Below are 13,626 nucleotides of genomic sequence, written 5' to 3' on the forward strand. Positions count from 1 at the left end.
GTCAGTCGCGCAGGGCCGCGGCGGCCACGGCCCGCAGGTCGGCGTGCGCCCGCCGGTGGGTGGTGCGGTCGACCCGGACCCGGACGACCCGCAGGCCGGCGGGGCGCTGCGCGACGGCGGCGGCGAGGTCCTCGCGGGTGGTCACGTCCCGGAAGGGCACGCCGTGCGCGGCGCACAGGGCGGCGAGGTCGGTGCCGGTCGGGGTGCCGAAGACCCGCTCGAACGACCCGGCCCGCTCGGGGGCGCCCGGCTCGAGGGTCGTGAAGATGCCACCCCCGTCGTCGTCGACGACGACGAGGGTGAGGTCCGGCCGAGGCTCGTCGGGGCCGACGAGCAGGCCGTTCGCGTCGTGGAGGAAGGTCAGGTCGCCTATCAGGCCGTGGGTCGGCCGGCCCGTTCCGAGGGCGACGCCCACGGCCGTCGACACGAGGCCGTCGATCCCCGCCAGCCCGCGGTTGGCGGACAGCCGGACCGGGCCGTGCGGCTCGAGCGGACGCCCCGTCGTCGCGAGGTCGAGGTCGCGCACCGGGTTCGAGGAGCCGACGACGAGGACGCCGTCGGCGGGCAGGGCGTCGTGGACGACGGAGGCGACGGCGAGCCCGCTCGGCCAGGGCAGCCCGGCCGCCGCGACGGCGTCCGCGACCCGGCGGCCCGCGTCGTCCCAGGCCCGCGCCCACGCCGACCGCGGCCGCTCGCCGCGCACGTCGTCGGGCCCCGCCGCCAGGGCGGCCCAGGGGTGGACCTGGCCCGCGACGTGGGACGGGTCCGGCCAGTCCGCGCGGGTCGTCACGACCTCGACGGCCAGGCCCGGGTGCCGCAGCAGCGCCGCGACCGGGCGCGCCAGGGTGACCCGGCCGACGACGACGACCCGGTCCGGCGCGTGCGCGTCGACCCACTCCGTCGGGGTGAGCAGCAGCGGCCCGTGGGGCAGGGCGCGCGAACGGGCGACCGGTCCGGCGGAGGGCTCGGCGAGGACCGGGTACCCGCGTCCCTCCGCCCACGCGACGGCGCGGAGGGCGTCCTCGCGACCGGTCTCGCCGACGACGACGAGGGTGCGCTCGACGTCCGCGATCCCCTCGGAGACCACCTCCGCCGCCCCGGTGGCGCGGCTCCAGGGCGAGCCGTCCGGACGGCCGGCGAGGGCGTCCGGCAGGGTGTCGTCACCGAGGTCGGGGACGAGCGGCTCGCGGAACCCGACGTTCACGTGGACGGGTCCCGCGGGGCCGCCGAGAGCGCCCTGCGCGGCGCTCAGCGCGCGGACGACCGTCGTCCGCCACGAGGCCGCCCGGCCGCCCGCGGCCTCGGGGACGACGTCGGGGGCGGGCAGGTCGGCGTCGAAGCGGGTGGCCCGGCCGAAGATGCCCGGCTGGGTCGTCGTCTGGTTGGCGCCGGTGCCCCGCAGCTCGTGCGGGCGGTCGGCGGAGAGGACGACGAGCGGCACGCCGGCGTGCGACGCCTCGAGGACGGCCGGGTGCAGGTTCGCGACCGCCGTCCCCGACGTCGTGACGACGACGACCGGCAGCCCCGACCCCTTGGCCAGCCCGAGGGCGAGGAACCCGGCGGAGCGCTCGTCGACCCGCACGTGCAGCCGCAGCCGGCCGGCGGCCTCGGCCGCGAGCACGGCGTACGCCAGCGGAGCCGACCTCGACCCGGGCGAGAGGACGACGTCGCGCACCCCCCCGCGCGCGAGCTCGTCGACGAGGACGGTCGCGAGCGCGGTCGAGGGGTTCACGGGTGTCGAGTCTTCCAGCCCGGGCGCCTCGGACCGGTCACGACGTCCGACGGCGTCGGCGAGGCCTCGGGCGCGTCCCGTCACCGGGACGGGGCGGGGGCGGGCTCAGGCGTCACCGACCAGCGCGCCGAACCGCAGCCCGACGTACCCGCTGACCGCGCTCGTCCCGCCGACGACCGTGACCCGCGTGGGCGCGAGCTCGAGCAGGGCCTGGCCCGCGTCGGGGGCGACGGCGACGCTCCGGGTGAGCAGCACGGGGAACCCGCCCCGGCCCGCCGCGGCCCCACCGGTGAGCCCGTCGGGGAAGGTCCGCCCCGAGGCGACCCAGGCACCGCGCGAGCTCGACCAGAACCGTTCGGCGACCTTCCGCGCGACCTGGTAGCGGTTCTCGCCGCCGACCCGCTCGACCCCGGTGCCCGGCAGGATCTCGCCGACGCGCGCGAGGACCTCCGAGCGCACGGCCTGCTCGCCGCCGAGGACGTAGACGCGGGTCGGCCGCAGGTCACGCAGCGCCCGCTCGGTCGCCGCGGGCAGCCGGCCGGCGCGGGTCAGGAGCACCGGCGCCCCGCTGCGCGCCGCTGCCGGCGTCGCCGAGAGGGCGTCGGGGAAGTCCTCGCCGGAGGTCAGGAAGACGGGCGAGGCGCCGGCGGGGAACCAGCCGGGCCGGGCCGCGACGCCCGCGGCGACGGCGTACCGGTCGGCGCCGTCGACCCGCTCGACCGTCGGCGCGAGACGCCGCAGCTCGACGAGGACGTCGTCGTCCACGGCCTCGGCGCCCCCGACGACGACGATCCGGTCCGGCGCGAGCCGCGCGATCTCCTCGCGCGTGACGACGGGCAGGCCGCTGCGCCCGGTGAGCAGCACCGGCGCCCCCCGCTTCGCCGCGGCGGCGCTGCCGGCCAGCGCGTCGGGGAACCGGGAGCCCGTCGCGACGATCACCTCGTCGGCGCCGCCCGGGTAGGTAATCCGGCTGACGTTCGCCGCGACGACGTACCGGTTCGCCCCGTCGACGCGGGACGACGACGTCGTGGCGGGCGAGACCTGGAGGATGGTGTCGCTGCCGTTGGACGTCGTGAGGTACAGCCGGCCCCCCGGTCCGGCGACCGAGCCGCGGAGGCGGCCGTAGGCGTTCTTCAGGAGGATCTGGGGTGCACCGAGGGAGCCGTCGGCCGCGACGTCGAAGCGCAGCACCTCGGAGTCCTTGAGGACGCTGACGAAGAGGTCGCCCTGCCAGTCCTGCCACTGCGAGCCGCGGGCGAAGGAGGCCCCGGACGTCGCGACCGTGCGGTCCCCGGACGCCCAGACCGGCGGCAGGTAGTCACCGGCGGGCCCGCACCCGGACGTGCTGTTCGGCCGACCGGCACCGGTGTAGCAGGGCCAGCCGTAGTTCCCGCCGGGCCGCAGCAGGTTCACCTCGTCGTCGACGCTCGGCCCGTGCTCGACCTCGTAGACGCGGCCGGTACCGGGCTGGAAGGCGATCCCCTGCGGGTTGCGGTGCCCCATCGACCACACGGCGTCCCGGCGACCGTCGATGACCGGGTTGCCGACCGGAACCCTGCCGGTGCGGGTGATGCGCAGCACCTTGCCGTTGAGGCTGCCCCGGTCCTGGGCCCGGGAGGCGACGGCCGCGTCGCCCATGCCGACCCACAGCAGGCCGTCGCCGTCCATCTCCAGGGCGCACCCGTTGTGGGTGGTCGCGGCCGCCATGCCGGTGAGGATGACCGTGGGGCTGCCGACCGAGAGCGTCGGCCCGAGGAGGACCTGGTAGCGCAGCACCTCGTTGACCCACGGCGCGCCGCCCGTCGGGCCGTCGGGGTCGCGGGAGGCGCAGACGTAGACGTAGGGGTGGCGCTCGTAGTCGGTGTCGACCGCGACGCCGAGCGCGCCGGACTCACCGGAGGCCCGCACGTCGGGGATGGTGACGACCCGCTCCTCCTCGGGCCCCGGCACGCCGTCGCTGGAGAAGACGAGCCTGCCCTCGCGCAGGGTCGTCACCATCCGTCCGTCGGGGAGGAAGCCGACGTCCCACGGGATCGGCACGCTCTGGTCGAGGACCGTGCGCGTCGTCGTGGTCGGCGCCACGTCGGCCCGGGCGACCGGGGTCGCGACCGGCAGCGCCGGAGCGGGGGTCGCGGTGGCCGCCGCGAGGGCCAGGACGAGGACCGGCAGGGCGGCGAGGGCCGCGGGCCGGCGGATGCGGACGGACCGGCGTGAGGTCATGGTGGTCATCCCCTCCGAGAGCGTGAGAGAACGGTAGGTGCTCACGGCGGGGCCCGCACCCCGGACGGGCGGACCCTGCCGAGCCGGGCCGCGCCGCCGGCCGACCGGGTCACCGCCACCTCCGTGACCCCGCGGACCGGGCGGTGGAGGAAGGCCGCCGCCGAGACCTCCCAGGCCGCCAGCCCCGGGACGGCGCCCGCCGGCGCGTCCTCGGCGGCGCGCACCGTGCGCTCGTACCCGGACAGGGCATGGCGGCGCACGTCCACCGGTGGTCCCGCCCCGGCCCGGACGGTGAGCCAGGACGGCGTGGCGGGGTTGGGCGTGAGGTCCAGGGTGGGCACGGGGTCGTCGGCGTGCTCGACCGAGAGGACCCGGACGGTCTCCGGCACGGCGAACACCCCGACCGGAGCCCCGGTCGTCAGCACGTGGGTCACGTGGTGCGTGCGGGTGAAGCCGGGGTCGGCAGCGAGCGCCGCCGCGTGGATGCCGCCCTGGCTGTGGCCGACGAGCAGCACCGGGTCGTCCGGGCGGGCCCGCCCCGACGCGGCCCGGGCCCGGTCGAGGGCGGCCACGACGCCGGCCGCGGCCAGCGTGGCGTCGCCGGTGACCGCCCGGACGTCGCTCGTCGCGTCGAACGGGTTGTCGCCGGCACGGGGTGACCACTGCTGGGTCCCGGGCACGGCCACGACCCAGGCCGACCCGCCGGCTCCGTCGTCGAGCTCGACGACGCGCACCCGCCCGCCGTCCAGCCCCTCGCCCAAGGCGACGAGGTCCGCCGGGCCGGCCGGGGACGGCACCGCCCGGTCCACCGGCACGGGACGGACGTCCACCCCGCGGGGACCGTCCGTGAGCAGCCCGGCCCGGGCCGCCGTCACCGCGCCCCGGTGCACCCCATCGAGGACGGCCGTCACCGCCCGCTCGACCTCGACGTACGCCCGTGCCGTGACCGACAGCCGCGCCGCCAGCACCTCGAGGCCGAGGGCCGCACCCCACAGGCCCGTCGGGCCCGTCAGCCGCACCCCGTCGGCCTCGACCCGCAGCCAGGACCCGAGCAGCCCGGGCCGGCGGATCAGGTCCGGGCTGCGGCACCGCTGCACCGCGGCCGCGAGCAGCGCCGCGTCCTCGCGCAGCAGCTCCGCGGCCTCGGTGAGCCGCGCCGCGACCGCCGCCAACGCCTCGGAGCGCACCGAGACCCGGCTCACGACGCCTCCCGCACGGGGTCCGCGGCCCCCTCGGCGCGGGCCACGGCCGCGAGGGCCACGACCGACTCCTCCAGCCACCCGAGCTCGTCGGCCAGGCGGGCCAGCCCGGCGCGGCGCTCGTCCACGAGCTCCCGGTAGCGGTCCGCGGCCTCCCCCTCCCACCACACCAGGGCGTACCGGGCCAGGGCCACCCGCCGTGCCTCCACCGACTCGCGCGCCAGCCGCACCCGGACCGCCAGCGCCTCGATCTCCCCCGTCGCGTGCCCCACCGGCCGCCCCCTCTCCTCGCCTCCACCCCACCCCGCGGACCGGCCGGACACCACCCCGACCGGCGAGGATGTGGACGACGACGGCCCACCCCGTCCCCTGTGGATGACGGTGGCGGCACCTACGCTGAGCCCCATGCCGCACCACGACCTCGTCATCATCGGCAGCGGGTCGGGCAACTCGCTCCTCACCCCCGACCTCGCCCGGCTGGACGTCGCCATCGTCGAGAAGGGCGTCTTCGGCGGCACCTGCCTCAACGTCGGCTGCATCCCGACGAAGATGTTCGTCATGCCCGCCGACCGGGTGGTCGAGGCCGACGACGCCTCCCGGCTCGGCGTGGACTTCCCCGCGCCGAGCGTGGACTGGCCGGCGATCCGCGACCGCATCTTCGGCCGGATCGACCCCATCTCCCGCGGCGGCGAGGAGTACCGGCGCGGCCAGGACCACGTGACCCTGTACCGCACCCGGGCCCGCTTCGTCGGCGAGCGCCGCCTGGCCCTCGACACCGGCGAGGAGCTCACGGCCGACCGGGTCGTCGTCGCCGCCGGCAGCCGCGCCGTCGGCCTGCCCGTCGAGCACCTCGAGGGCCCCGACCCCGAGCGCGGCATCCACACCTCCGACACCGTCATGCGCATGGACACCCTGCCCGAGCGGATGGTGATGATCGGCGGCGGCTACGTGGCCTGCGAGATGTCGCACGTGTTCGCCGGGCTCGGGGTGCAGGTGACCCAGGTCCAGCGCTCGTCGCGGCTGCTCATGAACGAGGAGGAGGCCGTCTCGCAGACCTACACCGACGTCGCGAGCGGCCGCTACGACGTCCGGCTCCGCTCGACGGTGACGAGCGCGACGCCCGTCGACGGCGGCTGGCTCCTCGAGATCGCCGGCCCGGACGGCTCGTCGACGCTCGAGACCGACGCCGTGCTGCTCGCCGTCGGCCGCCGGCCCAACGCCGACCTCGTCGACGCCGTCGACGGCGGCATCGACACCCACCCGGACGGGCGGATCGTCGTCGACTCCCAGCAGCGCACGAGCGCCGAGCGGGTCTGGGCCCTCGGCGACGTCAGCTCGGAGTGGCAGCTGAAGCACGTCGCCAACCACGACGCGAAGGTCGTCGCCCACAACCTGGCCGTCGACCTCGGCCGGGTCCCCGGACCGCCGCAACACAACGACCTCTTCCCCGTGCCCCACGCCGTCTTCGGGAACCCGCAGGTCGCCTCCTTCGGCCCGACGGCCCGCGAGCTCGAGGCCGACGGCACCCCGTACGTCACCTACACCCAGCAGGTGGGCGACGTCGCCTACGGCTGGGCGCTGGAGGACGAGGTCGGGCACCTCACCGTCCACGCCTCCCCCGACGGGCACCTCCTCGCGGCGCACATGGTCGGCCACCAGGCCTCGAGCATCATCCAGCCGCTCGTGCAGGCGGCCTCGCTCGGGCAGACCGCCGCGGAGGTCGCCCGCGGCCAGTACTGGATCCACCCGGCGCTCGCCGAGGTCGTCGAGAACGCGCTGCTCGGGCTGCCGCTCGAGCACTGACGCCGGGCGCCGCGCGGTCGTGGCCGTCGGCGCGCGGGGTGCCGAGGAACAGCCGGGTCCGGCGGACGGTGAGCGGCGGGGTCATCGGCGGTCTCCCCCGGTGAGGTGGCGGTGGGCGGCGGCGACCCGTTCGCGCCACCAGGCGACGCGGTCCGGCGCGGCGGCCCAGCGCTCCAGCAGACCGGGGTCGGCGTCGACCCGGCGGACCGGCAGCGCGCCGTCCCGCGGCAGCAGCGGGTCGGCGGCGACGTCGCCCTCCAGCAGCGCGACGGTCCCGAGGCCGCAGGCGTGCTCGAGCGAGGGCAGCGCGGCGGCCAGGGCCACCCCGGCGGCGATGCCGACGCTGGTGTCGACGGCGGAGGACACGACGGCGGGCAGGCCGCAGGCGTCGACGACCTCCAGGGCGCGCCGCACCCCGCCGAGCGGGGCGACCTTGACGACGACGAGGTCGGCAGCCTCCAGGTCGCGCACGCGCAGCGGGTCCTCGGCCTTGCGGATGGACTCGTCGGCGGCCACCGGGACCTCGACGCCGCGCCGGGCCAGCAGGAGCCGGAGGTCGCGCAGCTCCTCGACGCCGGCGCAGGGCTGCTCGGCGTACTCGAGGTCGTGGACGGCCAAGCGGGCGAGGGCGTCGGCGGCGGCGTCGACACCCCACGCGCCGTTGGCGTCGACCCGGACCCGGCCGGCGGGCCCGAGCCCGTCGCGGACGGCGGCGACCCGGGCGAGGTCGTCGGCAAGGGTCTGCCCGGGCTCGGCCACCTTGACCTTGGCCGTCGTGCAGCCCGGGTAGCGGGCGAGCACGGCCGGCACGTCGGCCGCGGCGACGGCCGGGACGGTGGCGTTGACGGGTACCCGGTCGCGCACCGGCGCCGGCGGGGCCTGCCACGCCGACTCGACCGCGGCGGCGAGCCAGCGTGCGGCCTCGGGCGCCTCGTACTCGAGGAAGGGCGCGAACTCGCCCCAGCCGGCCGGCCCACGGAACAGCGCGGCCTCGCGCACCTGCAGGCCGCGGAAGGGCATCCGCATCGGGACCGCGACGACGTGCAGGCCGTCGAGGAGGTCGGCGAGCGGCGGGACGGGCACCCGGCCACCGTAGGGCCCGGCGCCGCCCCGGCGGTCCCGGGTCGGGTGCCCGGGTGGTCGCCGGGGCGACCGGCCCGGCACCCGGGCCCGGCTAGCCTGACCCCCGTGACGGCGATCGACGGCGTGAGCGAGACCTTCGACCCCGCGGCCTGGGAGCCGGTGCCGGGCTTCGAGGGCCTCACCGACGTCACCTACCACCGCGCCGCCGGGCTCGGGTGCGTGCGGGTGGCCTTCGACCGCCCCGAGGTCCTCAACGCCTTCCGGCCGCACACCGTCGACGAGCTGTACCGCATCCTCGACCACGCCCGCCGCACCCCCGACGTCGGCGTCGTCCTCCTCACGGGCAACGGACCCGGGCCCGAGGGCACCGGGGCGGCCGGCAAGCGGGCCTTCTGCTCCGGCGGGGACCAGCGGATCCGCGGCCGGTCGGGTTACCAGTACGCCGCCGGCGAGACCGCCGACACCGTCGACACCCTGCGGGTCAAGGCCGAGGGCGGGCGGCTGCACATCCTCGAGGTGCAGCGCCTGATCCGGACCATGCCCAAGGTCGTCGTCGCCGTCGTGAACGGCTGGGCGGCCGGCGGCGGGCACAGCCTGCACGTCGTCTGCGACCTGACGATCGCCTCGCGCGAGCACGCCCGGTTCAAGCAGACCGACGCCGACGTCGGCTCCTTCGACGGCGGCTACGGGTCGGCCTACCTCGCCCGGATGGTCGGGCAGAAGCGGGCCCGGGAGATCTTCTTCCTCGGGCGCACCTACTCCGCCGACGACATGCGCGAGATGGGCGCGGTCAACCTCGTCGCCGACCACGCGTCGCTGGAGTCCGAGGCAGTCACCGTGGCCCGCGAGATCCTCGGCAAGTCGCCGCAGGCGCAGCGGATGCTCAAGTTCGCCTTCAACCTCGTCGACGACGGGCTCATGGGCCAGCAGGTCTTCGCCGGCGAGGCCACCCGCCTCGCCTACATGACCGACGAGGCGCTCGAGGGCCGCGACCAGTTCCTCGAGAAGCGCGACCCCGACTGGTCCCCCTTCCCCTGGCACTTCTGACCCCTCACCGCCTCCCGGCCTCGGTGACATTTCGGGGTGACCCCGAAATGTCACCGAGACCCCCGTGACGAAACCGGGGTCTCGGTGACGAACCGGGGTGTCGCGCCCGTCGGCGTCCCCGCCCGCCCCACCCGCACCACCCGCACCGCCTCTGCGGGTTCGCCGGTCGGACGCGGACACACGCCCGTCACGTGACTCGCGCAAGATGGGCGGCATGACGGATCCGAGCACCGAGCAGCTCATCCAGGCCGACCGCCGCGTCCCCGACGTCGCGCAGTACGCGGGCGGGGTGTCCAGCGACGCCCACCACGCGGCGCTGCGGGCCTCGGTCCGCCTCGTCGGGCGGCTGCTCGGCGAGGCCCTCATCCGGCACGAGGGCCAGGAGCTCCTCGACCTCGTCGAGCGGGTGCGCCTGCTCTCCCGCGAGAACCGCGAGGACGAGCTGCACGAGGTCCTCACCGGGGTCGACGACGCGACGGCCGTCCGGCTGGCCCGCGCCTTCACCGCCTACTTCCAGCTCGTGAACATCACCGAGCAGCTGCACCGCTGGCGCGAGCTGGCCGGCGCCGAGGAGGGGCCGCTGGCCGCCACCGCCACCCGCATCGGCAACGCCGTCGACGAGGGTGTCCTGGACCGCGACCTCGTCGAGCAGGTGCTGGCCCGCGTCGAGTACCGCCCGGTCTTCACCGCTCACCCGACCGAGGCCAGCCGCCGGTCGGTGCTCGAGCTGCTGCGCAAGACCGCCGACACCGTCGCCGACCTGTCCGACCCGCTGCGCCCGCGCGCCGACACCCCCCGGCTGGAGCGGCGCCTGGCCGAGCTCGTCGACCTGCTCTGGCAGACCGACGAGCTGCGTGTCTCGCGCCCCGAGCCCAAGGACGAGGCCCGCACGGCCATCTACTACCTGCGCTCGCTGACCCACGACGTCGTCCCCGACCTGCTGCAGGAGCTCGACCGCACCCTCGGGTCGATCGGCGTCACCCTGCCGGTCGGCGCGCGCCCGCTGCGGTTCGGCAGCTGGGCCGGCGGCGACCGCGACGGCAACCCCTTCGTCACGCCGCAGGTGACCCTCGAGGTCCTCGGCCTGCAGCACGACTTCGGGCTGCGGGCGCTCGCCGACGCCGTCGACGCCCTGCTCGTCGAGATGTCGCCCTCCAGCCGGGTCGTCGGCGTCACCGACGCCCTGCGCGAGAGCCTGGAGCGCGACGCCGAGGCGCTGCCCATCACCTACCAGGCGGTCAAGCGCCTCAACGCCGAGGAGCCCTACCGGCTCAAGCTCACCTACGTGCGGGTCCGGCTGCAGCGCACCCGGGACCGGCTGGCGCACGGCTCGCCGCACGAGCCCGGCCGCGACTACCTCGGCCTCTCCGAGCTCGTCGACGACCTCGCCCTGGTCCGCGACGCGATGCTCGCCGAGGGCGACCGGCTCACCGCCGACGGGGGCATCCTGCGCCTGCTGCGCACCGCGACGGCCGTCGGCATGGGGCTGGCCACCCTCGACGTGCGCGAGCACAGCGAGAAGCACCACGAGGCGCTGGCCGGCCTCTTCGACCGCATCGGCGAGCTCGACACCCCCTACGCCGACCTCGACCGCGCCGCGCGCACCGCGGTCCTCTCCCGCGAGCTCGCCTCCCGCCGGCCGCTGCTCGGGACCAACCGGCTCGACCTGCCGGAGGCGTCGGCCGCCTCGCTCGAGCTCATGGGCGCGGTCCGCGAGGCGCTGGACCGCTTCGGCCCGGACGTCGTCGAGACCTACATCGTCTCGATGACCCACGACGTCGACGACATCTTCGCCGTCGTCGTCCTGGCCCGGGAGGCCGGGCTCGTCGACACCGGGAGCGACTCTGTGCCGGCCAGCGCCCGGATCGGGTTCGCGCCCCTCTTCGAGACCGTCGCCGAGCTCGAGCAGGCCGGCCCGCTGCTCGAGGCCATGCTCGCCGACCCCGCCTACCGCCGCGTCGTCGCGGCCCGGGGCGACGTGCAGGAGATCATGCTCGGCTACTCCGACTCCTCCAAGGACGCCGGGATCGCGGCCTCGCAGTGGCAGATCCACCGGGCCCAACGGGGGCTGCGCGACATCGCCCGCGAGCACGGGGTCGTCCTGCGGCTGTTCCACGGCCGCGGCGGCTCGGTGGGCCGCGGCGGTGGCCCGACCGGCGAGGCGATCATGGCCCAGCCCAACGGCAGCCTCGACGGCCCGATCAAGATCACCGAGCAGGGCGAGGTCATCTCCGACAAGTACACCCTCCCCGGGCTGGGCCGCTGGAACCTCGAGACCGCGCTGGCCGCCGTCCTCGAGGCCTCGGTCCTGCACCGCCGCCAGCTGCTGCCGCCGGACGTCCTCGACGGCTGGAACGCGACGATGGACCTCGTCGCCGAGCACGGCAAGACCGCCTACCGCGCCCTCGTGCGCGACCCGTCGCTGTTCCGCTTCTTCGTCACCGCCACCCCGGTCGAGGAGCTGGGGAAGATGAACATCGGCTCGCGGCCGGCCAGGCGTCCCGGCGGCGACGGCGACCTGTCGGACCTGCGCGCCATCCCGTGGGTGTTCGGCTGGACCCAGTCCCGCATCATCCTGCCCGGGTGGTTCGGCGTCGGGTCCGGCCTCGCTGCCGCCCGCGCCGACGGCCGCGGCGACACGCTGGCCGAGATGTACGGCTCGTGGCCGTTCTTCCGCACCTTCCTGTCCAACGTGCAGATGACGCTGACCAAGACCGACCTCGACATCGCCGCCCGGTACGTCCGCGACCTCGTGCCCGACGAGGCGTCGCACCTGTTCGACGCCATCCGCGAGGAGCACGCCCGCACCGTCGAGGAGGTGCTGGCCGTCACCGGGCAGTCGGAGCTGCTGGAGTCCGCGCCGCTGCTCAAGCGCACGCTGGAGATCCGCGACGACTACCTCCAGCCGCTGCACGCGCTGCAGACCTCGCTCCTGGCTCGCGCACGGGACGCCGGCGGGGACCTGCCAGAGGACAGCGACCTGCAGCGCGCGCTGCTGCTGACCATCAACGGCATCGCCGCCGGGCTGCGCAACACCGGCTGACCCGGCTGCCGGGCTGGGTCCCGGGAACGGGCCGACGACCAGCACGGGGCCGCCGACCGTCGACCCGCCGCACCGGAGGCCGACCGGCCGCTGCGTGTCGTCCGCCCGTTCCCGGCCGCCGTCCCCCGGCCGCCGGCGCCGGCAGGTCAGCGCTCGGCGGGCACGTCCGGGTCGAGGTGGCGGTAGGGGTCGGTGACCTCGCGCAGCCGGTGCAGGGTCTCGACGAGCCGGGCCAGCTCGTCGGCGCCGAGGTGCTCGGCCCACTCCCGGTAGATGGCGGCCTCCTCGCGGGCGGCGACCTCCTGGACGGCCCGCCCGCGCGCGGCCATCCGGACGATCCGCGCCCGCGCGTCGTCGGGGTCGACGACCCGCTCGACGTAGCCGTTCTCCTCCAGGCGGTCGACGAGGAAGGACGCCGTCTGTTTCGTCACCTGCGCCGACTCCGCGAGCTCGCCGAGCCGGACCCCGTCGCCGCGGATCCGGGCGGCCACCCGCCCCTGCGCGATCGTCGTGTCGGTGAACCCGGCGGCGTGGACCGCGGCGAGGATCCGCTGCTCCATGGCCCGGTGAGCGACGAACATGAGCACCCCCACACCCGGTCCGTCGCCATCTGCCCGCCACCCTTGCCGCGCCATGATCGTCAGAGTATCGTACTAATTGGTTCGATAGCCTGACGACCAACGGGAGGACGCCGTGCCGACACCGATCACGCAGGATGAGAGCTGGCGCGTCATCGACGCGGTCCGGGTCGAGGTCGCGGACCTCTTCGACGGCCTGACCCCCGAGCAGCGGCGCCGGCCGTCCCTGTGCGACGCCTGGACGGTGCGCGACGTCGCCGCGCACCTGTCGATGGCGGCCCTGGCGAGCACCGGGTTCGCCCTCCGGACCGCGGCCCGGCAGGGCTTCCGGTTCGACGCCGTCATCCGGGAGGGCACCCTCGCGTGGTCCCGCGGCCTCGACGACGCCGCCGTCAGCGGCAGCCTGCGCGGGCTCGTCGGGGTCCGCCGGCTGGCCCCCAGCACCATGTGGCGCGACCCGCTCATCGACGCGCTGGTCCACGTCCACGACCTCGCCGACCCGCTCGGACTCCCGGTCACCGAGCATCCCGAGGCCGCCGCGACCGCCGCCGACTGGGCGTGGGGCCGGCCGCCGCTGGGCTTCCCGTTCCTGCCCACCTGGCGGCTGCGCGGGCTGCGTCTCGTCGCCACCGACGTCGACTGGGCCCGCGGTGCCGGCGACGAGGTCCGCGGCCCGGTCACCGACCTGCTGCTGGTGTCCACGGGTCGACGGGGCGCCTACCCGCGCCTCGAGGGCCCCGGCGCCGACCGGGCCCGCGCGGTGGTCGCCGAGCCGAAGGGCGCCCCCGCCTAGATGTACCCGGCCAGGACGTTGGTGACGGATAGGCGTTGACGACGAGGAGAACCTCCGGGTGGGGTGTGGGTGTCTAAGTCCTACTCCGCCCGGAGGTTCTCGTGGCCCACGCTAACGCTCGTCTGACT

At 76.3% G+C, this 13,626-nt stretch carries 10 protein-coding genes; 4 read left to right on the top strand and 6 right to left on the bottom strand.

The genetic code is table 11. The features are described 5' to 3' along the window. Position 1 precedes the first annotated feature (1 nt). The 4 genes from menD to EPD83_RS08540 all read right to left on the bottom strand — a co-directional run bounded on the left by menD (position 2) and on the right by EPD83_RS08540 (position 5,423). Entirely contained in the window at positions 2–1,732 is a 1,731-nt protein-coding gene (gene menD / locus EPD83_RS08525) for a 2-succinyl-5-enolpyruvyl-6-hydroxy-3-cyclohexene-1-carboxylic-acid synthase (RefSeq protein WP_128367379.1), read from the bottom strand. A 105-nt stretch (positions 1,733–1,837) separates the two neighbouring features. Beyond that, the gene (locus EPD83_RS08530; RefSeq protein WP_165566466.1) at positions 1,838–3,952 is read right to left on the bottom strand and encodes a PQQ-dependent sugar dehydrogenase; all 2,115 of its coding nucleotides are present in this window, start codon (positions 3,950–3,952) and stop codon (positions 1,838–1,840) included. 41 nt (positions 3,953–3,993) lie between these two features. Beyond that, on the bottom strand, positions 3,994–5,154 hold the full coding sequence (locus tag EPD83_RS08535; protein WP_165566467.1) for an alpha/beta hydrolase family protein: 1,161 nt from the start codon (positions 5,152–5,154) through the stop codon (positions 3,994–3,996). Then, positions 5,151–5,423 (bottom strand): hypothetical protein, encoded by a 273-nt coding sequence (locus tag EPD83_RS08540; protein ID WP_128368321.1) that lies wholly within the window; start codon positions 5,421–5,423, stop codon positions 5,151–5,153. The genes EPD83_RS08535 and EPD83_RS08540 overlap by 4 nt, the downstream gene beginning before the upstream one ends. 133 nt (positions 5,424–5,556) lie before the next feature. Here EPD83_RS08540 and EPD83_RS08545 point away from each other — a divergent pair, with 133 nt between their 5' ends. Further along, entirely contained in the window at positions 5,557–6,954 is a 1,398-nt protein-coding gene (locus EPD83_RS08545; RefSeq protein WP_165566468.1) for a mycothione reductase, read from the top strand. A gap of 81 nt (positions 6,955–7,035) precedes the next feature. Here the strand turns inward: EPD83_RS08545 and EPD83_RS08550 are convergent, their stop codons facing one another. Further along, a complete protein-coding gene (locus EPD83_RS08550; RefSeq protein WP_165566469.1) occupies positions 7,036–8,037 on the bottom strand; it encodes an o-succinylbenzoate synthase in 1,002 nt (333 codons plus the stop codon). A gap of 105 nt (positions 8,038–8,142) precedes the next feature. On the opposite strand from EPD83_RS08550, the gene EPD83_RS08555 reads away from it, so the two are divergent. Together EPD83_RS08555 and ppc are read left to right on the top strand one after the other, a co-directional pair. Beyond that, positions 8,143–9,084 (top strand): 1,4-dihydroxy-2-naphthoyl-CoA synthase, encoded by a 942-nt coding sequence (locus EPD83_RS08555; protein WP_128367474.1) that lies wholly within the window; start codon positions 8,143–8,145, stop codon positions 9,082–9,084. Positions 9,085–9,298: 214 nt separating this feature from the next. Next, a complete protein-coding gene (gene ppc, locus EPD83_RS08560; protein ID WP_205859470.1) occupies positions 9,299–12,127 on the top strand; it encodes a phosphoenolpyruvate carboxylase in 2,829 nt (942 codons plus the stop codon). A 146-nt stretch (positions 12,128–12,273) separates the two neighbouring features. Here ppc and EPD83_RS08565 read toward each other — a convergent pair whose 3' ends face one another. Then, positions 12,274–12,762, bottom strand: coding sequence for a MarR family winged helix-turn-helix transcriptional regulator (locus EPD83_RS08565; protein ID WP_128368512.1), 489 nt, complete (start codon positions 12,760–12,762; stop codon positions 12,274–12,276). A 58-nt stretch (positions 12,763–12,820) separates the two neighbouring features. Here EPD83_RS08565 and EPD83_RS08570 point away from each other — a divergent pair, with 58 nt between their 5' ends. Then, positions 12,821–13,498, top strand: coding sequence for a maleylpyruvate isomerase family mycothiol-dependent enzyme (locus tag EPD83_RS08570; RefSeq protein WP_128368513.1), 678 nt, complete (start codon positions 12,821–12,823; stop codon positions 13,496–13,498). Positions 13,499–13,626: the final 128 nt, after the last annotated feature.

Origin of the sequence: Phycicoccus flavus, from assembly GCF_004025965.2 — a bacterium.
Taxonomy (GTDB): domain Bacteria; phylum Actinomycetota; class Actinomycetes; order Actinomycetales; family Dermatophilaceae; genus Phycicoccus; species Phycicoccus flavus.

What these genes read in the sequence shown, in the direction of transcription:
- EPD83_RS08530 (WP_165566466.1), bottom strand. Translation starts at nt 3,952, where the DNA reads ATGACCTCACGCCGGTCCGTCCGCATCCGCCGGCCCGCGGCCCTCGCC.
- EPD83_RS08545 (WP_165566468.1), top strand. Translation starts at nt 5,557, where the DNA reads ATGCCGCACCACGACCTCGTCATCATCGGCAGCGGGTCGGGCAACTCG.
- ppc (WP_205859470.1), top strand. Translation starts at nt 9,299, where the DNA reads ATGACGGATCCGAGCACCGAGCAGCTCATCCAGGCCGACCGCCGCGTC.
- EPD83_RS08565 (WP_128368512.1), bottom strand. Translation starts at nt 12,762, where the DNA reads ATGGCGCGGCAAGGGTGGCGGGCAGATGGCGACGGACCGGGTGTGGGG.